This window comes from Alienimonas sp. DA493 (assembly GCF_043951915.1).
Lineage (GTDB): Bacteria > Planctomycetota > Planctomycetia > Planctomycetales > Planctomycetaceae > Alienimonas.
Genome location: NZ_JBINJD010000049.1, coordinates 1 through 22,349, shown reverse-complemented (window position 1 = coordinate 22,349; position 22,349 = coordinate 1). Strand labels below are relative to the sequence as shown.

At 72.1% G+C, this 22,349-nt stretch carries 16 protein-coding genes; 11 read left to right on the top strand and 5 right to left on the bottom strand.

Annotated elements, in window-relative coordinates; all coding sequences use genetic code 11:
- From ACG2DA_RS09735 to ACG2DA_RS09685, 11 genes are all read left to right on the top strand, one after another.
- Entirely contained in the window at window positions 1-804 is an 804-nt protein-coding gene (locus ACG2DA_RS09735; protein WP_395255398.1) for an oxidoreductase, read from the top strand.
- Complete coding sequence (locus ACG2DA_RS09730; RefSeq protein WP_395255397.1) at window positions 801-2,105, top strand: Ni/Fe hydrogenase subunit alpha; 1,305 nt, start codon at window positions 801-803, stop codon at window positions 2,103-2,105. The genes ACG2DA_RS09735 and ACG2DA_RS09730 overlap by 4 nt, the downstream gene beginning before the upstream one ends.
- Window positions 2,105-2,551 carry a hydrogenase maturation protease gene (locus ACG2DA_RS09725; RefSeq protein ID WP_395255395.1) on the top strand — a complete coding sequence of 149 codons (447 nt, stop codon included), beginning with the start codon at window positions 2,105-2,107 and terminating at the stop codon, window positions 2,549-2,551. The genes ACG2DA_RS09730 and ACG2DA_RS09725 overlap by 1 nt, the downstream gene beginning before the upstream one ends.
- Before the next feature lie 26 nt (window positions 2,552-2,577).
- Window positions 2,578-4,884, top strand: a complete 2,307-nt coding sequence (gene hypF, locus ACG2DA_RS09720; RefSeq protein WP_395255394.1) for a carbamoyltransferase HypF — start codon at window positions 2,578-2,580, stop codon at window positions 4,882-4,884.
- Between the two features lie 77 nt (window positions 4,885-4,961).
- Window positions 4,962-5,288, top strand: a complete 327-nt coding sequence (locus tag ACG2DA_RS09715; RefSeq protein ID WP_395255393.1) for a HypC/HybG/HupF family hydrogenase formation chaperone — start codon at window positions 4,962-4,964, stop codon at window positions 5,286-5,288.
- Complete coding sequence (gene hypD, locus ACG2DA_RS09710) at window positions 5,285-6,421, top strand: hydrogenase formation protein HypD (protein ID WP_395255392.1); 1,137 nt, start codon at window positions 5,285-5,287, stop codon at window positions 6,419-6,421. Before ACG2DA_RS09715 ends, hypD begins: the two co-directional genes overlap by 4 nt.
- The gene (gene hypE, locus ACG2DA_RS09705) at window positions 6,414-7,493 is read left to right on the top strand and encodes a hydrogenase expression/formation protein HypE (protein WP_395255391.1); all 1,080 of its coding nucleotides are present in this window, start codon (window positions 6,414-6,416) and stop codon (window positions 7,491-7,493) included. Before hypD ends, hypE begins: the two co-directional genes overlap by 8 nt.
- 23 nt (window positions 7,494-7,516) lie before the next feature.
- Window positions 7,517-7,870 (top strand): hydrogenase maturation nickel metallochaperone HypA, encoded by a 354-nt coding sequence (locus tag ACG2DA_RS09700; RefSeq protein ID WP_395255390.1) that lies wholly within the window; start codon window positions 7,517-7,519, stop codon window positions 7,868-7,870.
- A complete protein-coding gene (hypB, locus tag ACG2DA_RS09695) occupies window positions 7,867-8,529 on the top strand; it encodes a hydrogenase nickel incorporation protein HypB (RefSeq protein WP_395255389.1) in 663 nt (220 codons plus the stop codon). The genes ACG2DA_RS09700 and hypB overlap by 4 nt, the downstream gene beginning before the upstream one ends.
- A gap of 339 nt (window positions 8,530-8,868) precedes the next feature.
- Window positions 8,869-10,095, top strand: a complete 1,227-nt coding sequence (locus tag ACG2DA_RS09690; RefSeq protein WP_395255408.1) for an IS701 family transposase — start codon at window positions 8,869-8,871, stop codon at window positions 10,093-10,095.
- Between the two features lie 738 nt (window positions 10,096-10,833).
- On the top strand, window positions 10,834-11,436 hold the full coding sequence (locus ACG2DA_RS09685) for a Fur family transcriptional regulator (RefSeq protein WP_395255388.1): 603 nt from the start codon (window positions 10,834-10,836) through the stop codon (window positions 11,434-11,436).
- Window positions 11,437-11,680: 244 nt separating this feature from the next.
- Here the strand turns inward: ACG2DA_RS09685 and ACG2DA_RS09680 are convergent, their stop codons facing one another.
- From ACG2DA_RS09680 to ACG2DA_RS09660, 5 genes are all read right to left on the bottom strand, one after another.
- Window positions 11,681-14,431, bottom strand: coding sequence for a DUF2961 domain-containing protein (locus tag ACG2DA_RS09680; protein ID WP_395255387.1), 2,751 nt, complete (start codon window positions 14,429-14,431; stop codon window positions 11,681-11,683).
- Between the two features lie 80 nt (window positions 14,432-14,511).
- Window positions 14,512-15,789 carry a DUF1552 domain-containing protein gene (locus tag ACG2DA_RS09675; protein ID WP_395255386.1) on the bottom strand — a complete coding sequence of 426 codons (1,278 nt, stop codon included), beginning with the start codon at window positions 15,787-15,789 and terminating at the stop codon, window positions 14,512-14,514.
- A gap of 71 nt (window positions 15,790-15,860) precedes the next feature.
- The gene (locus ACG2DA_RS09670) at window positions 15,861-18,491 is read right to left on the bottom strand and encodes a DUF1592 domain-containing protein (protein WP_395255385.1); all 2,631 of its coding nucleotides are present in this window, start codon (window positions 18,489-18,491) and stop codon (window positions 15,861-15,863) included.
- A gap of 90 nt (window positions 18,492-18,581) precedes the next feature.
- The gene (locus ACG2DA_RS09665) at window positions 18,582-20,528 is read right to left on the bottom strand and encodes a DUF116 domain-containing protein (RefSeq protein WP_395255384.1); all 1,947 of its coding nucleotides are present in this window, start codon (window positions 20,526-20,528) and stop codon (window positions 18,582-18,584) included.
- 60 nt (window positions 20,529-20,588) lie between these two features.
- Window positions 20,589-22,349: prenyltransferase/squalene oxidase repeat-containing protein (locus ACG2DA_RS09660; protein ID WP_395255382.1), on the bottom strand; the 1,761-nt coding region annotated here is incomplete at its 5' end.

Below are 22,349 nucleotides of genomic sequence, written 5' to 3'. Positions count from 1 at the left end.
ATGCGACCGCGACTGGGCGTGTTCAAGTTCGCCTCCTGCGACGGCTGCCAACTGGCGCTGCTGGACGCCGAGGACGAACTGCTCGCGATCGCCGGCGAGCTCGACGTCGCCTTCTTCCCGGAGGCCAGCAGCCGACTCGACCCCGGCCCGTACGACCTGGCGCTGGTGGAGGGCTCGATCACCACCGCGGAGGACGAGGCCCGCATCCGACAGATCCGCGCGGAGTCGAAGACGCTGATGACGATGGGCGCCTGCGCCACCGCCGGCGGGATCCAGGCCCTCCGGAACTGGGCCGACTGCAAGGAGTTCGTCCGGGCCGTGTACCCCTCGCCGCAGTTCATCCGCACCCTCGCCACCTCCACGCCGGTCCAGGACCACGTGCGCGTGGACTTCGAACTCCGCGGCTGCCCGGTCGACACACGGCAACTGGTGGGGGCGATCGGCGACCTGCTGCGGGGCTGCCGGCCGCGGATTCCGGCACACTCCGTGTGCCTGGAGTGCAAGCGGCGGGGGCACGTCTGCGTCACCGTGGCCCGGGGGGAACCGTGCCTCGGCCCGGTGACCCAGGCCGGCTGCGGGGCCCTCTGCCCGGGGTGCGACCGCGGCTGCTACGGGTGCTTCGGGCCGAAAACCCAGCCGAACCTCCAGAGCCTCACCGATTGGTTCGTCGCCCACGGCTCTCCCCCGGCCCAGCTCGTCCCGCTGCTGCGCAACTTCAACGGGTTCGCCCCGGCGTTCCGCGAAGCGAGCGACCGGCTGGAAGCCCGCCCGCCGGCCGAACCCGCAACCGGAGACGCCCCGTGAGCGAACGCAGCATCCGCATCCAAGCCCTGACCCGCGTCGAGGGGGAGGGGGCGCTGCACGTCCGGCTGAAGGACGGGCGGGTCGAAACGGTGGAGCTGAACATCTACGAGCCGCCGCGAATGTTCGAGGCGTTCCTCCGCGGCCGGCCGCTGGAGGAGGTGCCGGACGTCACCGCCCGGATCTGCGGGATCTGTCCGGTCGCCTACCAGATGAGCTCCGTCCACGCGTTGGAGGACGCGTTGGGGGTGACGGTCTCCCCGGAAATCCGGGCGCTCCGTCGGCTGATCTACTGCGGGGAGTGGATCGAGAGCCACGGACTGCACGTCCACCTGCTGCACGCGCCGGACTTCCTCGGGTATCCGAGCGGCTTGGAGATGGCCCGGGACCACCCCGACGCGTTCCGCCGCGGGATGGAACTGAAAAAGGCGGGCAACGAACTGCTGGCGACCTTCGGCGGCCGGGCCATCCACCCGGTCAACGTGGCGGTCGGCGGCTTCTACCGGGCGCCGCGGCGGGACCGGGTAGTCGAACTGATCCCGCACTTTGAGCGAAACCTGCAAGCCGCCGTCGAGACGGCCCGCTGGGTCGCCGGCTTCGACTTCCCCGATTTCGCCCCGGCCTGCGAGATGGTCGCCCTGACGCATCCGGACGAATACCCGATGAACGAGGGGACGATCGCCTCCACCGACGGCCGCAGCACGCCGGTCGATCGCTTTGAGGAGGAGTTCGTGGAACGGCAGGTCCCGCACTCCACCGCGTTGCAGGCGGTGCGGGTCGACGGCGGGACCAGCTACCTCACCGGCCCGCTCGCCCGGGTGAACCTGAACCTCGACCGGCTCTCCCCGACGGCGCGGCGGCTGGCGGGCGAGGTCGGCGTCGACTGGCCCTGCTTCAATCCGTTCCGCTCGATCGTCGCCCGCTGCCTGGAGGTGGTGCACGCCTACGAGGAGGCGTTGGGGATCCTCCGCAACTACACGCCGCCGCGGCCGTCCCGCATCGCCTACGAGCCGCGGGCCGGCGAGGGCCGGGCGGCGACGGAGGCCCCCCGCGGCCTGCTCTATCACCGCTACCGCACCGACGCCGACGGCAAGATCGCCGCCGCCCAGATCGTGCCGCCGACCTCCCAGAACCAGGGGCAAATCGAACGGGACCTCGCGGAGTTCCTGCCGGGAATCCTCGCCGCCGAGAACGGGACCGACGACGCCGCCGTCGCCCACGACTGCGAGCGGCTCGTGCGGAGCTACGACCCGTGCATCAGTTGCGCGACCCACTTCCTGCGGCTGGAACTGGACCGCGGCTGATGGGCGGCACGCTGGCGATCGGCCTGGGCAGCGCCCACGGCGACGACCGGGCCGGCTGGCTCCTCGTCGAACGGTTGGCAGAGCGAGTGCCGGGCCTCGCCGTTCAGCAGGCCCGGCATCCGCTGAACCTGCTGGACTGGCTCGACGGGGTGGAGCGGCTGATCCTCTGCGACGCCGCCGAGCCCGCCGGCCGCCCCGGCCGCGTCCGGCGGTTCGTCTGGCCGGCGCCGGAGCTGGCGGAGCGGCGCACGCGGGACACGCACGGCGTGTCCCTCCCCGCCGTCCTCGCCCTTGCCGCGGAGATGCAGACGCTGCCGGCCCAGGTCGAAATCTGGACGGTGGAGGCGAGCCGCTGCGAACCGACCGCCGACCCGTCCCCGCCGGTCGTCGCGGCGGTCGCCGCCGCGGCGGAGCGGATTCGCCGTTCGCTTCTCCCCGCCGGCTGACCCGCCCCGCTCCAAGTCGAACCGCGATGGAACGCCGCGAAATTGAAGTCTGCGGGACGGTGCAGGGCGTCGGTTTCCGGCCGTTCGTGCACGCTCTGGCGACCCGGCTGGGACTGGCGGGGTCGGTTCGCAACCGAGCCGGGGCGGCGGTTGTCGTCGTCGAAGGCGACCGGTCTGTGATCGAGCAGTTCTTGGATGAACTGACGGAATCCCCGCCGCCGCTGGCCCGGATCGACGGCGTCACGACCGCCCGGCGGCTGGTGCGTGGGGAGGTCGGCTTCCGCATCGAACCGAGCGAACCGGACGCCGCCGCGGCGCCCTGCCTGCCGCCGGACACGGCCCCCTGCGACGCCTGCCTGCGGGAGCTGTTCGACCCCGCGGACCGCCGGTTCGGCTATCCGTTCATCAACTGCGTGAATTGCGGGCCGCGGCTGACGATCGCGACCGGCTTGCCGTACGACCGGCCCCGCACGACGATGGCCGGCTTCCCCCTCTGCCCCGACTGCCGGGCGGAGTACGAGGATCCCGCCGACCGCCGATTCCACGCCCAGCCGATCGCCTGCCCCCGCTGCGGGCCACGGCTTGAACTGCGGGACGCGGCCGGGCGTCCGGCGCCGAACGACGCCCCGCTCGACGCCTTCGCCGCGGCGTTGCGGGCGGGGCGGATCGGGGCGCTGAAGGGCGTCGGCGGCTACCACCTCGTCTGCGACGCCCGGAACGACGCCGCAGTGGCCGATCTGCGACGGCGGAAGGGCCGGGAGGAGAAACCGCTGGCAATAATGGCCGCCGACCTCGCCGCAGCGCGCGCTCTGTGCGAGGTGGACGGGGGGGAAGCGGACCTACTCCGGTCGCCGCGGCGCCCGATCGTGCTGCTCCGCCCGCGGGCGGGGGCCGTGATCGCCGCGGGCGTCGCGGCGGGGAGCCCGTCGCTGGGAGTGACGCTTCCTCCCAGCCCGTTGCACCATCTGCTCATGCGGTCTGTCGGCGGCGGGCTGCTGGTGATGACGAGCGGGAACCGCTCCGACGAACCGATCGCCCACCGGGACGAGGAAGCGTTCAGCCGCCTGTCGGGGATCGCGGACCTGTTCCTGACACACGACCGCCCGATTCAGGTGCGGTGCGACGACTCCGTAACGCGGCGGATCGCCGGGGCGGAGCAGCCGGTGCGGCGCTCCCGCGGGGACGTGCCGCGGCCGCTGGACCTGCCGGTCGCCTGCGGCCGGCCGACGCTGGCGGTCGGGGGGCAGTTGAAGGCGACGTTCGCCCTCGGCCGCGGCCGGCAGGCGCTGCTCAGTCATCACCTTGGCGACTTGGACGGTCTGGCCGCCGTCCGGGCCTTCGAGGAGGACGTCGCCCACTACGAACGCCTGTTCGGCGTCCGGCCGGAGCGGATCGCCCACGACCTGCACCCGGATTACGCCTCGACCCGTTACGCCCGGGAGCGGGCGGCCCGCGAGGGGCTGGAACTCGTGCCGGTCCAACACCACCACGCCCACCTCGCCGCCTGTCTGGCGGAGCACGGGCTGACCGGGCCGGCGATCGGCGTCGTGTTCGACGGGACCGGGTTCGGGACCGACGGGGCGATCTGGGGCGGGGAGTTTCTGGTCGGCGACTGCCGAACCGTCCGGCGGGTCGCCCATCTGCGGTACGTCTCGATGCCGGGCGGGGCGCGGGCGGTCCGCGAGCCGTGGCGGACGGCGGCGGCCCACCTGCTCGACGCCGGCTGCGACCTGTCGCCGCTGGAGCCGCGGATCGCCCCGACCGCTCTCCAGATCGTGGGGCGGATGCTCGACCGCGGGGTGAACGCCCCGCCGACCTCCAGCGTCGGTCGGCTGTTCGACGCCGTCGCCGGCCTGCTCGGGGTCCGCGACCGCACGAGTTACGAGGGTCAGGCGGCGGCGGAGCTGGAACGCCTCGCGGACGCCGCCGGCCCCGAACCGGACCCGTCCGCCGGCTATCGCTTCGCCCTGCTCGAACCGCTCCCGGGCGATGTGTCGCCGCGGGTCGTCGACGCCCGGCCGGTCGTCCGGGCGGCGGCGGGGGACCTCGGCCGCGGCGTGAACCGCGGGCGGATCGCACGGCGGTTCCACGACGCGGCGGCGGAGATGATCGCGGACGTCTGCCGCCGCCTGCGGGCGACGACTGGGCTGGACCGGGTCGCGCTCAGCGGCGGCGTCTTTCAGAACGCCCTGCTGACCGCCGGAGCGACCGCCCGGCTGGAGCGCGACGGCTTCCGCGTCCTCCGCCACCGCCTCACCCCGCCCGGCGACGGCGGGCTGAGCCTCGGCCAACTCGCCGTCGCGGCGGCGCGGGATTCGCCGGAGCAACGTTGAGGAGTCTTGCCCGCCGCCCGGCGATCGGGAGCATGGAAACCTGTCCGCCTTCGTCCCCGCGTCGAAAGTCGTTCGCCATGTGCCTGGGCATCCCCGGCCGCGTCGCCGAGACGTTTCGGGAGGACGACCTCCTGATGGGCACGGCCGACTTCGGCGGCGTCCGCAAGCGCGTCTGCCTGGAGCACGTCCCCGAAGTGCGGCCGGGCGACTACGTCGTGGTACACGTCGGCTTCGCACTGTCGGTGATCGACGAGGCGGAGGCGACGCGGGTCTTCGCCCTGCTCGAGGAGTTGGGCGAACTGGAAGAACTCCGTACCGGCGCCGACGACGGCGCCGCCGACGGGGACGGGCCGGACCGCATGCAGGGCCGGCCGGCGGACGCCGACGGGAAGGCCGGGCAATGAAGTTTCGGGAGGAGTACCGCGACCCGCGGGCGGCGGAGACGTTGCGGCGGGCGCTCCGGCGGGTCACGACGCGGCCGTGGACGGTCATGGAGGTCTGCGGCGGGCAGACCCACGCGATCGCTCGGTACGGCCTGGGCGAGATGCTGCCGCCGGAGATCGAACTGGTGCACGGCCCGGGCTGCCCGGTCTGTGTGACGCCGGTGGAACTGCTGGATCACGCCCACGAGATCGCCGCCCGTCCGGACGTGATCTTCTGCTCCTTCGGCGACATGCTCCGCGTACCCGGGAGCCGGGGCGACCTGTTCGGGGTGAAGGCCGACGGCGGGGACGTGCGGATCGTCTACTCCCCGCTCGACTGCCTGCGGATCGCCCGGCGGAACACGGACCGGACCGTCGTGTTCTTCGCGGTCGGGTTCGAGACGACCGCCCCGGCGAACGCCATGGCCGTGCGGCAGGCGCAGCGGCTGGGGATCACGAACTTCGCGGCGCTGGTCTCCCACGTTCTGGTCCCGCCGGCGATGGCCGCGATTCTTTCTTCCCCCACAAACCGTGTTCGGGGATTTCTCGGCCCGGGCCACGTGTGTAGCGTGATGGGCTGCGCGGAGTACGAAGGGCTGTCCCGGCGGTTCGACGTGCCGGTCGTGGTGACGGGGTTCGAACCGCTAGACCTGCTGGAGGGCGTGTTCCGCTGCGTCTCGATGCTGGAGGCGGGGCGGACCGGCGTGGAGAACCGGTATGCCCGGGCCGTCCCGGAGGACGGCAACCCGTCCGCCCGCCGGCTACTGGAGGAAGTCTTCGAGGTGACGGATCGTATGTGGCGGGGCATCGGCAAGATCCCCGCCAGCGGCCTCCGCCTCGCCCCGGCCTACGCACAGTTCGACGCCGCCCAGCGGTTCCCCCTCCGGCAGGCCGCTGGCGGCGAGTCGACTGACTGCCTCAGCGGACTGATCCTGCAGGGCCTCAAGAAGCCGCCCGAGTGCCCGGAGTTCGGCACGACCTGCACGCCGGAGCGGCCGTTGGGGGCGACGATGGTCTCCTCCGAGGGCGCCTGCGCCGCCTACTACCATTACGCCCCGCACCGGGGGCGGAATCCTGCGAAGACGGACCCGACGACGGGGGCGGCGGGTGCCTGACCTCCCCGACCCCTCCCGGCTTGCCTGCCCGCTGCCGCGGACCGATGGCGACCGCATCCTACTAGGCCACGGCAGCGGCGGCCGGTTGACGGCCGACCTGATCGACCGGCTGTTCCTCCCGGCCTTCCGTAACGACACGCTCGCGGCACTGGAGGATCAGGCGGTCCTGCCGTGGGGCGAGGGCGCCCCCGGCGGGGCGGCGCCGCGGCTGGCCTTCACGACCGACGCCTTCGTGGTCCGCCCGCTGTTCTTCCCCGGCGGGGACATCGGCTCGCTGGCGGTGCACGGCACGGTGAACGACCTGGCCGTCGGCGGGGCCGTCCCGCTGTACCTCTCGGCGGCGTTCGTCCTCGAGGAGGGTCTGCCGATGGCCGACCTGGAGCGGATCGTCGCCTCCATGGGCCAGGCCTGCGACCGGGCCGGCGTCGCCCTCGTCGCCGGCGACACCAAGGTCGTGGACCGGGGCGGCGCCGACGGCGTCTTCATCACGACCTCCGGCGTCGGCCGCGTGCCGGCGGGGCGGGCGCTGTCGATCCGCAACGCCCGGCCGGGCGACCGCGTGCTGGTCTCCGGGACGATCGGCGATCACGGCGTGGCCGTGCTGTCGGTGCGGGAGGGGCTGGAGTTCGACACGGTCCTCGAAAGCGACTCCGCCCCGCTGCACGACCTCGCCCGGGCCGTGCTCCACGCCGGCCCGTCCACGCGGTGCATGCGCGACCCAACCCGCGGCGGGCTGTCGGCCGCGCTGAACGAACTGGCCGCCGCCTCCGAGGTCGGCGTGCGGATCGAGGAGGCGGCGATCCCGGTCCGGCCGGAGGTGGCGGCGGCCTGCGAACTGCTCGGGCTCGACCCGCTGTACGTGGCGAACGAGGGGAAGTTGATCGCCGTCGTCCCCCCCGCCGAGGCGGACGCCGTGCTGGCGGCGCTGCGGGCCGACCCGCTGGGGCGGGACGCGGCGGTCGTCGGCGAGGTCGTCGCCGCGGACCCCGGCCGGGTGGTCCTGCGGTCGGTCGTGGGCGGGGAGCGGGTCGTGCCGACGCTCGCCGGCGAACAGCTGCCGCGGATCTGCTGAGACGAAGCGTGAGGGCCGGACCGATGCACGAACTGTCGATCGCGCTGCGGGTCGTGGCCGTTGCCGCGGAGGAGGCCGCCCGGTACGACGGGGCGCGGGTCGTCGCGGTACACTTGGCGCTGGGCCCGCTGTCCGGGACCGTGCCGGAGGCGCTCGCGACCGCCTTCGAGTTCGCCCGGGCGGACTCCCCGCTGGCCGCCGCCCGGCTGGTGATCGAGGAAACGCCGATCGCGGTACACTGCCCGCGGTGCCGGGAGGACGCGGACGTCGAGTCGATCCTGCACCTGCGTTGCCCCCGGTGCGGCACGCCGACAGCCGAGGTCGTCTCCGGCCGGGAGTTGGAGATCACGTCCCTGGAACTCGAGGAGCCCCCGTGACCACGCGGCTCGTGCAGGTCCGCCAACAGGTCCTCAAACAGAACGACGTTGTCGCCCGCGCCCTGCGGGAGCGGTTCCGGGCGGCGGGCGTCCGCGTCGTCAGTCTGGTCTCCAGCCCCGGGTCCGGGAAGACCGCGTTCCTCAAGCGGACCCTGTTCACGCTGCGGGACGAGTACCGCGTCGCGGCGCTGGTGGGCGATCTGGCGACGGAGAACGACGCCGCCCGGCTGGCGGAGGCCGGCGTGCCGGTCCGTCAGATCGTCACCGGCTCCGTCTGCCACCTGGAGGCGGAGATGGTCGAGCGGGCCTTGGACGGCTGGGACCTGGAGGCGCTGGATTTCCTGTTCGTGGAGAACGTGGGCAATCTCGTCTGCCCGGCGACGTTCGACCTCGGCGAGGATCTGAGGGCGGTGCTGTTCTCCGTCACCGAGGGCGAGGATAAACCGCGGAAGTACCCCACGATCTTCCACTCCGCGGACCTGGCGGTGATCACGAAGTCCGACTTGGCCGCCGCCGCCGAGTTCGACGCCGCCGCCGCCCACCGCAGCGTTCAAACGGTCCGGCCGGGGATGGAGGCGCTGGAGGTTTCCGCGAAGTCGGGCGCCGGGATGGACGCCTGGCTGGCGATACTCCGATCGCTGCCGCCGACTCAAGAGTAAGCCCGATCCTTCGCGGCCGATAGGATGATGCCGGCGCCGGCACGCCTGCGTGACGGCCCGCCGCCCCGCCGTTCGCCTCGGTCGGCCCGGGATCCCGCTGACGGGACAATTGCCCGCGTGGTCGATCGGCACGACGCTCGACGGTTCGGCCGGTCGGCCGGTCGGCCGGCTCAGCGGGGCGACGCCCGAAAGACGCCGCACCTCGTCGCCGCCCGCCCCGTCGATTCGGGCGAGGTGCTACAAGCCTAGTACTATAGTTGCACATCAGGGCTTCCGCACGGAAAGTGTGGGCGATCCGGGACCTGCGTCGAAGGAGTTCAAGGGGTGTCCACGGTCGGGGTGCGGGAGGTCCGTCGGTGGGTCCGCGAGGTCGACGCCGCGGCGGGCCGGATCGGGCCGCGGTTCCGGCGGCCCGAGTTGCGGGGCCGGGCCGTCCAGTACTTGCGAGGCCTGATCGGCCGCGTGGAGCGGAAGAACGGCTGGCAATTGGCGGAGGAGGTCGGGGAGTCCAAACTGACGAACCTGCAACACTTCGTCGCCCGGGCCCGGTGGGACGCCGACAAGGTGCGAGACGACCTGAGGGACTACGCCGTCGAACGCTTAGTAGATCGGGCGAAGGCCGACGCCTCCGTGCTGATCGTGGACGAGACCGGCTTCCTGAAGGTGGACGAGACCGGCTTCCTGAAGAAGGGGACGAAGTCGGTCGGGGTGAAACGAATGTATTCCGGCACGGCCGGCCGAATCGAGAACTGTCAGATCGGCGTGTTCCTGGCCCTGCGGACGCTCCGCGGCCACGCCCTGATCGACCGGGCGTTGTACCTGCCGCAGGAGTGGGCGGACGACGCCGATCGGCGGCGGGCGGCCAAAGTGCCGGAGGCGGTTCAGTTCTCGACCAAGCCCGCGTTGGCGGCCGCGATGCTGGAGCGGGCCCTGGACGCGGGCGTGCCCTGCGGGTGGGTGACGGCCGACGAGGCGTACGGCGGCGACTATCGGTTTCGGCGTATGCTGGAAGATCGAGGCGTCGGCTTCGTCGTGGCGGTCTCGAAGTCCCAGCGGCTGTGGGCGCCGGGGTTTCGGCAACTGAAGGTCGAGGAGTACGTTCGCGAGTTCGCCGGCGACCCGGCCGACTGGGAGGAGCTGTCCTGCGGAGCCGGAACCAAGGGCGAGCGGCGGTATCGTTGGGCGGCGTTGCGGCACGGCGCCCCGCTGGAGCGGGACGACGGCGCGGACTTTCGGTGGACGTTGCTGGTCCGGGAGAGCCTGAACGAGTCCGAAGCCGGCGTGCCGGATCGGGCGTACTACCTGACCTGCTCGCCGAAGGGCACGCCGCTGCGAAAGCTGGCGGAGGTCGCCGGCTCGCGGTGGGCGATCGAGGAGTGCTTCGAGCAGGCCAAACAGGAGACGGGGCTGGACGACTACGAAGTCAGAAGCTGGGCCGGCTGGCGCCGGCACGTGACGCTGTCGATGCTCGCCCACACGACCTTGGCGGCGATCCGGGCCCGGGCCGCGGACGCGGCGGCCGCCCCCAAAAAGCGGGCGAGGAGCGGGAAGACGCGGGCGACCTGATCCCGCTGACGGTCCCCGAAGCGCGTCGCGTCCTCGTGCGATTGATCTTCGCACGCCGCCGCTGCGACGAGGCGGTTCTGGCCTGGTCGCGGTGGCGACGGCGGCATCAACACGCCGCCATGATCAGCCACTACAGAGCCCGCGGACACGCCCCACCGGAGCCCTGATGTGCAACTGTAGTACCAACCCGGTCAGGCCGCCCCCGACGGCAACCACCTGCGAAGTCGAGATTCTGATGGTCTCGACTGAACCAGTGCTGCGACGCACGCGGAAACCCCGTGGAGAGCTCCGTCCACACCGATCCCGAGCCGGGACGAGTCCGTGCTCTGAGAACTACCCCAAAACCCGGTCTATTAGCTCGACTACCCTGCTTTAGCGAGACCCAGCGTGACGAGGTGCGAACTGGTGCGAACACTGAAAAACGCTATCCTGATAACTGTTCCGCACGATTCTCACGATTTCGTAGCGGCCGCGGCCGGACTGGTGGTGAACGGGCGTATTCGCCTGAAAATCCTGGTGTCGTGGGTTCGATTCCCACCCGAACCACTTATCGGACGTGTTGACGAGGGCTCTCGGATTGGCCGGGGGCGGCTCGCCCTCGGGGGCGTGGCCGGTTCTTTCCCGGTGTTCCGGAACCCGCGTCTCTCGGCAGGATTCGGCTCCGACCAGAACAGCGGGGCGACAAGCTTCGCCCTCCGCCGCGCGACCTGCCCGACGCCTGCGGCCGAGCGGGCGACGTTGCCGCCCCCCTGTCGCGTCTATATCGTGCCGGAGGCCGCCGCGGAGGGCGGCGTCCGTTCACCGCCGCGTCCGCCCGTGCCGAAAGCCGCCCGCCCCGACGCCCCCGTCGTCCCGCCCGACGACGCGTTGCGGGACCGGCTGCGGGAGACCGGCCTGCGGGTCACGCCCGCCCGCTTGGCGTTGATGAAGGAACTCGCCGGTGCCGGCGTGCCGCTGTCGCACGGGGAGGTCGTGGACCGCCTGCGGCCGCCCGCCCCGACCGGCCGCGGGGGGAAGAAGGCCGCCGACGCCCCCCGCCGGTTCGACCAGTCCACGCTGTTTCGCGGGCTGACGGACCTGTCGGACGCCGGCCTGCTGGCCAGGCTGGACCTCGGGGACGCCGTGCGCCGTTACGAGTGGCTGCCGGCTGAGGGCGACGCCGCGGTGCACCCGCACCACGTCTGCACCGAGTGCGGCCGGATCGTCTGCCTGGAGGGCTTCGCGCTGAAGCTCACGCCGGCCACGGGCTCAGCCCGGGAGCAGGTCGGCACGATCGGCGAGGTGGTCCTCCGCGGCCGCTGCGGCGAATGCACCGAGTCCGAGAGCGCCGAGGCCGTTTAACGGAGCCCCGGCGGCACGCGGCCGTCCCGCCGTCGACCTCAAGGCCGTGCCCGGCAGCGATTCTTCGAAGCGGATCTCCTTCGATCAGGTCGTCGCCGGGAGCCGCGGCAAGCAGACGCGGTTCCCCCCGCTACCACTGGCGGCCGGCGCCGGCGCCAAGCCGACCGAGCGCAGCCGCACGCTCTCCTTCGACGCCACCGGCCCCCTCGCCGGCCTGACGCGACCCCGGAGGCCCCGCCGGCGGTCACTCGCCGGGCCGGCCGGGGGACAGGAAGCAGTAGGCCCGGTAGGCGATCTCGGACCACGCCAGGTCGGGGACCTCGCCGCCGGGCAGCAGGGGGCGTTTTACGGGGAGGAATTCCACCCGCACGCGGATGGCGTTGCGGCCGGCAGTCAGGTCGCGGGGCAACAGGAACTCGTCGTCGCGGAACCGCCGGTTCGAGGTCTGCACCACCGGTTGGGACGCCCCCAGTTCGCCGGCCTGCTTCGGCCAGGAGTGGTAGTAGGTGTTGGAGCCGGCGAGATACCAGACGCCCGCCTCCCGCCACCGCGGCGGCACCTCGCCGGCCTCCGCGACGAACACCCGCGCCCGCTGATTGGGAAAACCGTAGTCCAGCGTGCGGCGGAGCATCACGCCAACGTTGTCCGGGCGGAGTGTCAGTTCGAACTCGCTGAAGGTCGCCGTGGTGCGGCCGATCTTCGTTGTGGCGGGAAAGACCTCGGTCGACGTGCCGGTTCGCTCCGGCCCGACCGTCAGCACGATCCGGCCCGCCCGCTTCGCGGCCTGCACGCCGCCGGCCTTTTTGAGGGCGTCGGACGCCTCCAGCACGATCTCGGCGCCGGAGCCGTCGGCGGCGGCCCGGAAGTCCGGCGCCGGCCGGTCCCGCTGCGTGGGGCTGAGCCAGATCTGATCGATTTCGTGCTCCCCGTCCCGCCGTTGGAGGCGGAGCCGGTGTCGGCCGGCCCGCTCGAAACGCACGGTCCGCGGCGGTTGATCGGGCAGTTCGCTGGACCAGCTCCACGCCCCGGGCGGGGCCGCGTCGCGCCAGTTGCCGAAGCCTTTCTCGCCGAACCCGCCGCGGCCGGTCGTGCCGATCGCGTCGTCGAACTGGAACCAGACCGCGTCCGTCCGTAGCCCGCCGGAGGACCGGCCGCGAATCCAAACGGCGTAGTCCGTGTCCGCCTGCGCCTCGAAGGTGAAGTCCGCGAAGTGCTCCGGCGCCGCGACGGGGCCGTCCTGTTCGTCGTTTGTGATGTGAATCGAGTCCGGCCCCCACTCGTACCGGGAGGTCAGTTCGTACGGCGCCCCGGCGTCGGGTGAGCGGTAGGCGTGCTCCCGCTCGCTGGCCGGGTCGCCGACGTCCAACGTGTCCGTCAGTTCGAGCGTCGCCCGCGGCGCCCCGTACCAGTACGCGACGGACTGATAATGCTCCTCAGATTGGTTCTCCCCGCCGTGCTCGAAGCGGATCACCGCCCGGCGGCCGAACGGCATCAGGTCGCCCAGCAGGAACCGGTAGGCGGATTCGACGTTCTCCTCGGCCGCGGGCAGTTCGCGGTTTCGCTTGCGCTCCGAATTCGGCGCCCCGACCGGATGCCCGGCCAGCGGGAGCGTCATCGTGCGGCCGCCCCAGTAATCGCCGCCGCCGCCCCACTCCTCCGTCCCCGTGCCCTGGGCCTGCGGGGTTCGGCTGTCGTCGAAGAAGAATCGCGGGTCGCCCTCCAGTGTGGTCAGCACGCCGCGGTCGGAGAAGATGAACGAGGTGCCTACGAAACTGCCGGACCACGGCCCGCCGCCCTCGGCTTCGTCCGTGTCGAGGAACACGTTGTCGTGGCCCGGCCGCGGGTTCGGATGGTCCCTGTAGGTCGCGTGGAAGTAGGCCAGCCCGGACGAGTCCCCGCGGAGCGGCTGCGTGCGGACGCTCCAGCGGACGTTCTCGAAGACGACGCCCGTGTCGTTGATCAGTTCGAACCGGGCCCCCGTGAAATACGGCATCGGGAAGTAGCAGGCGAGGTGCGCCCGGTCGTCGGCGAACCGCACGTTGACCGGCAGGGCCTTCACCAGATGCTCCTTCTCGTCCGGGTTGTGCAACGTGCCCGTCCCGAAGAACAGGGCGACGGGAGCGTCCACGGACGGCTGCTCCCGGTCGTCCCAGGTGATCCGTAGCCGGACGTGGCCGAAGTCGACGGCCTGCTCCCGCGGCACGCTGAACTTCAGGGCCCGCACCGTGGCCGGTTCTTTGAGGGTCAGGAACTGCAGCGTGCCGTCGGTGAGCGCCGTTTCGCCGCGGCTCTCTTCAACCCCCAATCGGTCGCCCTCCGGCGTGCCGGGCTGCGGGGCGAGGTCCGTGCCGGCCCGTTCGAACAGTTCGACCACGGCTTCCGGCGGGGCCTGCTCCGGGCTCCAACTCTCGATCGGCCGCGACAGTTCCGCCCCCGGCAGATATTGGTGATAGATGTAGTACCCCGTGCCGTAGAAGGTGCGGGAGTAGGCCATGCGGAAGCGCTCCTCGAACCCGATCGGGACCCAGGAGAGATCGGCCCCTTTGGTGGTCGCGTAGGTCACCGCGAGCGGCCGGGGGAACGCCCGCTCCGGCAGGAAGACGGCGTCGGCGAGCTTCGTGCCGGGGTCGGCGGTCGTCGTCTCCCGAATGAGGCGGTCCCGGCCGTCCACCTCGTAATGCCACGGGCTACCGTGCCAGTGGTTGTAGCGGGCAAAATACAGCATCCCCGGGCCCTCCACGTCGAGGGTCACGTTGAAGTCCTCCCGCTCCTGATAGAGGTAGTGGGAGGCGTCGGCGGTTTCGTTGTTCCCCCGCCGGTCGTAGGTGCTCCGCATGTGAGCCCGGGCCCCGACCCGTTGCAGCGGCCACTGGTCCCACTGGAGATAGGCGTCGTACCCCACCGGGATCGTCGGCGGCGCCTGCCCGAACGCCGCGGCGCCCGCCGTCAGAACCGCCAGGACCGCCGACGCGCCGGCCGAATGCTGCGAGCGCACGTGCCTCACCTGTTAGAAAGATCGAATCCGGCCGATGCTACCGGGCCGGCGACGGGCCAACCACTTCCCGCCGCGGCCCCTCAGGCCGGCTCCAGCCCCGGCAACGTGGTCGTGCCGGAGGAGAATCGGTCGGTCTCCACGCCCAGCCGTTGGAGCATGCTCACGTACAGGTCCGCCAGCGGGCGATTGGTCTCGCGGTCGAACCCGAGGTGCGCCCCGTGTCGGAAGCCGCCGCCGGCCAGCAGGATCGGCAGGTTCGTGGTGCTGTGCCGGTTGGCGTGCCCGAGGTTGCTGCCCTGCAGCACCATCGTGCGGTCCAGCAGGCGTTCCCCGCCCTCCTCCGCCCCGGCGAGGCCGTCCAGCAGGCGGGCCAGTTCGCCCATCTGGGCCGTCTCGATCGCGCGCAACTGGGTCCGGCTGTCCTTCTGCTGGCTCTGATGGGTGAGGGCGTGGTGCGGCAGTTCCACGCCGGGCAGGTCCACCTTCGGGTTGAACTGCTGCGAGACGAAGATCGTGATCAGCCGGGTCGAGTCCGTCTCCAGGGCCAGCCGGGCGAGGTCGTACATCGCCCGGGTGCGGGTGACGAGCTTCGTCGGGTCGAGGTCGTCCTTCGGCACCGGGGCGTCGACGGCCGGCTTGGGCCGCGTCTCCCACTGCTCCCCGGCGTGCAGACGACGTTCGACGTCGCGGACGGCGGTGAGGTATTGGTCCAGCCGGGCCTGGTCCGCCCCGCCGACACGCTTCTTCAGGCGGTCGATCTCCCCGCCGAAGGCGTCCATCAGGCTCCGCCCCTCCTGCAACCGCCGGAGCTGCGCCCGCTGCTCCCGCGGAGAACCGTTCACGAACAGCTGCCGGTACACCTTCGAGGGCGTCACCTCCGCCGGAATCCGCACCCCGTCGGCGGTGTAGGAAAGCGATTTGTTGTTCGGCCCGACCCGCAGCGGCAGGGCCGGGAAGCGGGTGCGGTGTCCGACGAACCGGGCGGCGTACTGGTCCAGCGAGATCGTGTTGCGGAACCCGCTGCTGCGGGGATGCGGGGCCCCGGTGAGGAAGCAGAGGTCCGCCTGGTGGCCGCCGTCCACCTCCGGGTGGGACAGCCCGCTGAACACGGTGAAGTCGTCGCGGTGGGCTTCGAGCGTCTTCAAATACGGCGAGAGGACGTACCCCCGCCCGGTCCGCTCCGGAAAGAACTCCTCCGGCATGAAGCCGAGATCGACGTTGATCGCCACCATCCGCCGCGGCGGCGGCTCGGCCGCCGCCCCGCGGGCGAACGCGGGCCGCATCGCGTCCAGCCACGGCAGCGCCAGCGCGGCCCCCGCGGCACGGAGCACGGTGCGGCGGGGGAGGGCCTGAGACATGTTTCGGAGGGGCCGCTGTGCGGACCGAGTGGAGGAAACGACGGCGGGACGAACGGTCCGCGAAGCGGACCCTACTTGCAGCGGAACAGGTCGCTCTGCACGACGGCGTGCACCATCGACCGCAGCCCGTAGCCGCCGGGTTCGAGCGAGGCGAGGGCGGCGTCGAACTCCGCCTCGTCGGCGAACGACACCGGGGCGCCGGTGGCGTAGACGGTCAGCCGGCGGAGCAGATTCGCGGCGATCGGCCGGTCCATCCCGCGGAGGCGATCGCGGAACTCGTTCACGTCCGCGAACGGCCCGGCCCCCGGCAGGTCCCCGGAGGACTCCACCGCCGGGCCCTCCATCCAGCCGATCGGCCGCCCGTCCGGCCGCCGCGGCCGTTTGCCGGGCGGCACGTCGGACAGCACGCGATACCGCTCCCGGTAGGCACCCGTCACGTCGAAGCTTTCGAGGGCGAACCCTGGCGGGTCGATCTTCCGGTGGCAGCCGGCGCAGGCCGGGTCGGCCCGGTGGGCTTCCAACTGCTCGCGGACCGTGGTGGCGCCGCTGAGGTCCGGTTCGATCGCCGGCGCCGCGGCCGGCGGCGGGGGCGGCGGATCGCCCAGCAGGCGGTCCATCACGAAGACCCCGCGCACCACCGGACTGGTCGTCGTGCCGTTCGCCGTCGTCTTCAACAGGCTGGCCTGGGTCAGCAGCCCGCCGCGAACGTGATCCGCCGGGATCGGCACCCGCCGGATCGCCGAACCCTCCACTCCCTCGACCCCGTACAGGGTCGCCAGCGGCTGGTTGATGGTGAGGAAGTCCGAGTCGTAGACATGGCTGACGGGCAGGTCGTCCGCCAGCATCGCGGCGAAGAAGGCCCGGGTTTCCTCGACCATCGATTCGGTCGTGAAGTCCGTCGCCTCCGGGTAGAGGTTCTCGTCCGGCTCCGTCAGCCGGATTTCGTCCAAGGAGAGCCAGCGGTCGAGGAACGCCGCGACGAACCGCTCGGCCCGCGGGTCGTTCAGCAGGCGCTCCGTCTGCCGGCGGAGGCCGGCGTCGGTGAGCAGTTCCCCGCTGGCCGCGGCCGCTTTGAGTTCGTCGTCCGGCGGGCCGTTCCAGAGAAACAGCGACAGCCGGGAGGCCAGTTCATAGCCGCCCAGTGGCCCCGGTTCTTCCATCCGGAGCAGGAACGCTGGGCTCGTCAGCAACGCCCGGTACCCGGCGAGCATCGCCTCTACGAACGGCTGGCCGTCCGCCAGCCGGGCGCGGATTTGAGCCAGCGGCGTGGCGAGGTCGGCATCCGTCGGCGGGCGGCGGAGGGCCCGCTCGGCGAAGGTCCGCAGCAGGCGTTCGGCGTCGGCCTCCGCGTTCTCGGTGACGACCGTGTACCGCAGGCCGGTCTCCGGATCGACGGGCCGGACCGGGCGGCCGCGGCGGCGTTTGGTCTCGCCCGCCTCGGCCCGCACCGGTTCGAGCTTCAGGTCGCCGAGCAGTCGGCGGTGGCTCTCCCGCGGCCAGTCGGCCCGGCAGGCGTCGTCGTCGGCCGGCAGCGGGCCCTCCATCTCCAGCCACTGGATCGCCACGCCGACGGAATCGATGTGCTTCCACTTCCGATCGTCCCCCTGCGGCCGCCCTTTCACCCAGGCGGAGGGCGGGGTGACGGCGAGGTATTCGACCGGTTCGTCCTTCCGCAGCCAGGCCCGGCACTCGCCCACGCCGGGCTCGTTCGCCGGCAGGTCGCAGCGGCCCAGCAGCCGGCCGGAGGGGGCGTAGAAAGCGACGACGCCGGGCTTGTCGGCCGGTTTGAGCGTGCCGTGGTCGTTCCGCAGCGACCAACCCCGCACGCGGAACACGTACTCCCCGTCCTGCAACACCCGGAACGGTTTAACGACGATCTGGTGGTTCGCCCGGCTGTGCATGAAGGTGGCGACGCCGTCGAACTTCGGCTCCGGGTCGCGGAGGTAGCCGTTGTCCGTATTGTCGTTGAAGTCGCCGCGGGAGAGCTCCAGCGTCGGGTCGATTTCCTGCCCGACCAGCGGGATGGCGACGGAGTGGTGCAGTTGCGTGCGGAGCGTCGTGATGTCGGCGGCCCCCTCGACGCTGTCCATTGAGACCCGCACCGTCCGCGGCGGCCGCGGGCCGGGCAGGTCGGCCAGCGCCTCCCGCAGGGCGTAGTCGGCGACGTCGAGGTATTGGCTGACGGTGACGTGCGAGACGTCCAGCGCCCCGGCGCTCTTGGCGAAGCCGTGTTCGCGGCCGTCCGGCGGCAGCATCTCAGCCAGTTCCAGGTGCGGGAAGGCGAGGACCTCCTTGAGCGAGTTGGCGTACTCCTCCCGGTTGAGCCGCCGCAGCTCCGCCCGGCCGTGGGCGGCGTAGCGGACCCGTTCCGCGGCGGTGAGGGCGGACCGCAGGGCCGCGGTCGCCGCCGCCGTTTCGTCGGCCGGGGGAACGCCGTAGTCGGCGGGCGGCATCTCCCCGCGTTCGATCCGCCCGAGCGCCTTCGCCCACGCGGCCGCGGCGCGCGGGTCGCTCAGATCGGGGGGGAGCGAATCGAGGTCGAACCCCGCCTCCGCGGCCTCGCCCGTGTGGCAGTCCCGGCAGTGCGCTTCAAGAAACGCCGCAACCCGGTCGTCCTCCCGCGGCCCCGCCGCGGGCGCGTCGGCGGCGGACGCCAGGAGCAGCGCCGCCAAGGCGACCGACGACAACGCGGACGGCGACATCGACGTTCCGGGGGCGAGGGAGAACCGATCAAAACCGCATGATACACGCCGCCCGTCCCCCGCGCAGGGACGCCGTCAGCCCCCCCGTCCTCAGCCGACCGTGACGATCGGCAGCGTGGTCAGGTGCTCCGTCTTCACCGGGACCGGCTCGTCGTCGGCCAGCAGGGTGTCGGAGAGGAACAGGAGCAGGTCCCGCAGCGGGGCCGGTTCGACGGTTTCCGCCACGGCGACGGCCCGCTCGCGGCAGCGGTCGATCAGCGTCTCGGCGGTCTGGAACACGTCGTGCCGCTCGAACAGCCGCCGCAATCGGCCGACGTTCAGCGCCGGGGCGTCGTGGGAGGAGAGCCAGGCGGCGACGGCCTCCCGCTCCTCCCGGCTGGCCCGCTTCAGCGCGAGGGCCAGCAGCACCGTCGGCCGCAGAGCCGCGGCGTCCCCGCCGGCGGAGAGCTTGTTGTCCTCGTCCCCCCGCCAGTCGGCGAGGTCGTTGCGAATCTGGAACCCGGCGCCGGCCTGCCGGGCGAAGGCGCTGACGGCGTCCCGGGTTTCCTGCGGCACTTCGCCGGCCAGCCGCAGCCCGGCCAGCATCGCCGCCTCGAACGCCGGGGCCGTCTTCAGAGCGTACACCTGCAGGGCGTCCAGCGGCTCCAGCGCCAGATCGGCGGTCGACTCGGAGACCGCGGCCCGCCAGGCCATCTCCGCCCCCTGCCCGTCGCAGAGTTTTTGGTGGGCATCGGCCATCGCGGCGGTCAGCTCGGCGCTGACCTGCGGGGAGCCGCCGTCGGCGGGGTCGGCGGTGTTCGCCAGCAGCCGGTAGCCCAGCCCGATCAGCCAGTCGCCGAAGTTGATCGCCCGGCCGACGCCGTGCGAAACGTGCAGCGCCGGCTTTCCGTAGCGGTGCTCGTCGTCGTCCTGGATATCGTCGTGGGCGAGACTGGCCTTGTGGAAGGCCTCGATGGCGATGGCGGCCCGGGCGACGGAGGCCGGGACCTCAATGTCTTCCTGCTTCGCCGTGAGGGCCGCCCCGCCGGTCATGGCGTCGTGGGCGGCGAGGGTGATGAACGGCCGGAACCGCTTCCCGCCGTGGGCGAGGAACTCCCGGGCGACCTCCGCCGTCTGCCGCACCGCCCCGAACCCGGTCGTCGCCGGCGGGGGGACCAGGCCGTCCAGCGTCTCCGACTCAAACAGGCTCTCGGCCTTCCGCATCAGCGGCACGTAGCTGTCCCGGCCGGGGCCGGTCAGGGGCTCGTACTTGTCCAGCACCTCCCAGATCCACGCCTCGTCCAGCGTGGTGTTTTTGCAATCCCCGCTGTGCAGCGGCACGGCGTAGCTCGGCACGCCGGCGACCAGCACCTTGTCGATCGCCTTTTCCAACACGTTCAGGCAGGCAACGCCCAAAATCCCGTCCACGTACCCACTGACGATGATTTTGAGCACGATCGGCGAGCCCTCGGCGACCAGCACCTTGTAGCCCAGCTTCTCCGCCGTGACCTTGTAGTCGGCGATGGAGCAGGCGCCGCACTTCTCGCAGTCGAGGCCGAACTCGTCGTACTCCGCCGGGCAGCCCTCGGCGTGCTTGAGGCAGTGGGGGAGCAGGAGGAGCCGGCGCTCGAACGGCGTGGCGAGGAACTGCTTCCGCCAGACGGCGTTGCCGATCATCACCGCCGCGAAGCCGAGGTACTTCTCCTCCAGGCCCATCTGATCCAGCAGCGTCCGCCCGTGGGCTTCTAGCTGCCGCTTGTTCATCCGCTGGCGCAGATCCAGCGTGGTGACGAACTCCGCCGCGGCGTCCTTGAGGGCCTCGCGTTCGGCCAGCGTGCCGGGGACGGCCTTGAGGTGGCTGGTGCTCTTGCGTTTGGTCCGCTTCTGGGGGGCGACGTCGTCGTCGGTGAAGCGGCTGGCGGCCTGCGGCTTCGCCGGGGCGGGTTGGGCGGCCGGCGGGCTGAGTTCCGAGACGAGCCGTTTGCCCGGCGAATCGCCTTGCGGCACGACTCCGGAGCGGTCGAGCGTGTCGGCGGTGTCCGTGGAGACGAGCGACACGCGGGACTCCGGGAAAGACGGGGGGACGGGGCGAACCGGGACGGGCGTACCGGGGGGAGTTTACACAGCGGCCGCCGCGGACACGCCATCGTGACGCCCGTCCCCCCGCTCCCGCAAGGCGACGCGGGCGGCTCGCAGGGCCTGCACGGTGAAGATCACGGGATACAGCCGTTCGTGGTACCAGAGCTTGGCGAAGTAGAACCCGATCGGGCTGGGCGTCGTCCAGCGGCCGTCCTCCACCCGTTCTAGTAACCACCGCACCCCCGCCCAGGGTTCCGGCCGTTCCGGGGCCAATCGGAGCAGAATCTCGGACGCGAGGGCCGTTTCCTCAACGGTCGACGGGCAGCCCTCCGCTCCGCCCCACCCGCCGTCGGCGTTCTGCACGGAGAGCAAAAAGTCCCGCCCGGCGACGCAGGCCGGGTCGTCGGTCAGCCCGCAGTCCACGAACGCGGCCAGCACACGGGCGGTGCCGTAGACCGGGTTGATATCGTCCGGGGCGTGCTGATTACCGAACCAGAGCGGCAGCCAGGAGCCGTCGGGGCGTTGTTGCTCTTCGAGGTACGCGAAGGCGGGCCGGAAGAGGTATTGGGTGGACGAGGACTCGGAACGGTTCTCTCCCGCAGCTTCCCGCTGCGCGGCGCGGCGGGCGTTCCGATACGCCGCCCACGCCCGGACCGCATGCGCGGTCAGGTCCGGGGCGCTGCGGTCGAACGGCAGCGCGCCCCAGCCGCGGCAGAACGTCGGCACGCCGCCGTCGCGGTTCTGCAGATCGAGCAGCCAGCGGACGCCGGCGGCGATCGCCCGATCGCTCTCGTCCCGACGCTCTGCGTCGGGACGGGGGGGCCGCGGAGCGGCCGGACGCTCTGCGTCCCCTGCGGGGCGACGCAGAGCGTCGCCCCGAGAGCGTTCTAGTTCGTGCAGCGCCAGCACCGCCCCCGGGGTGTCGTCCGCGTCCGGCACGCCGCCGGGAAGGTCCGTCCAGGCCCAGCCGCCGGGGGCGGCCCGCGTGTAGGGGTGCACCTCCCGGTACTGCTGCCCGAGCAGCCAGTCGCGGATCGGGGGGCGGGCCTCCGCCGGCAGGTCGTCGCCGAGGGCGTTGACGGCCAGCGTCGTCACCCAGGTGGCGAGGTTCGTGTCGATCGGCCAACTGCCGTCCTCCCGCACGTTGCCGGTGAGGAACTCCACGCACTTCCGGGCCACCGGATGCTCCGCCCGACCGGCGGCGGAGAGGCTCATCAGCACGAAGCCGGTCAGCGGGGCCGCTTCGAGGAAACCGCCGTTGCTCGGTTGAATGCTCTCCAGCCGGTCCAGCGTCCGCTGCACCGTCAGTGCGGACACGCCGCGGACGAACGGGTTGCGGCTGGGCCTCTTCACGTGCCGGAGCTGCCCGATGGCGATCAGGGCCGGCAGGGCGTAGCTGACGACCGGCAGCTTCACCGCCGCGTAGAACCGCGGCGGCAGCGTGGCCAGATAGAACGGCAGCGCCGTGACCCGGCTCCACGGGACCAGTCCGGCGAGGGCGCAGTGGGTCAGGATCGGCACGCTGAAGGTCTTGTCCTTCCCGTACCGCTTCACCACCGCGTCGAACCCGCCGGCGGCGTCGAACCACCGCCGGGCGTCGGCCACGACCTCGTCCCGCTTCTCCCGGTTCTCCGTGGGCGGATCCCAGACCGTCAGCGTGGCGAGGCCGAGGGCCGTCGTGGAGACGTTCGTCTTCGACTCGGCGGTGTCCCCCCACCCGCCGTCGGCGTTGCGGTGGGCCAGCAGCCAGACGCAGGCGGAATCGATTTGGTCCGGAATGGAGCCGCGACCGTGAGGGAG

What these genes read in the sequence shown, in the direction of transcription:
- ACG2DA_RS09735 (WP_395255398.1), top strand. Translation starts at nt 1, where the DNA reads ATGCGACCGCGACTGGGCGTGTTCAAGTTCGCCTCCTGCGACGGCTGC.
- ACG2DA_RS09725 (WP_395255395.1), top strand. Translation starts at nt 2,105, where the DNA reads ATGGGCGGCACGCTGGCGATCGGCCTGGGCAGCGCCCACGGCGACGAC.
- hypF (WP_395255394.1), top strand. Translation starts at nt 2,578, where the DNA reads ATGGAACGCCGCGAAATTGAAGTCTGCGGGACGGTGCAGGGCGTCGGT.
- ACG2DA_RS09715 (WP_395255393.1), top strand. Translation starts at nt 4,962, where the DNA reads ATGTGCCTGGGCATCCCCGGCCGCGTCGCCGAGACGTTTCGGGAGGAC.
- hypD (WP_395255392.1), top strand. Translation starts at nt 5,285, where the DNA reads ATGAAGTTTCGGGAGGAGTACCGCGACCCGCGGGCGGCGGAGACGTTG.
- ACG2DA_RS09700 (WP_395255390.1), top strand. Translation starts at nt 7,517, where the DNA reads ATGCACGAACTGTCGATCGCGCTGCGGGTCGTGGCCGTTGCCGCGGAG.
- ACG2DA_RS09675 (WP_395255386.1), bottom strand. Translation starts at nt 15,789, where the DNA reads ATGTCTCAGGCCCTCCCCCGCCGCACCGTGCTCCGTGCCGCGGGGGCC.
- ACG2DA_RS09670 (WP_395255385.1), bottom strand. Translation starts at nt 18,491, where the DNA reads ATGTCGCCGTCCGCGTTGTCGTCGGTCGCCTTGGCGGCGCTGCTCCTG.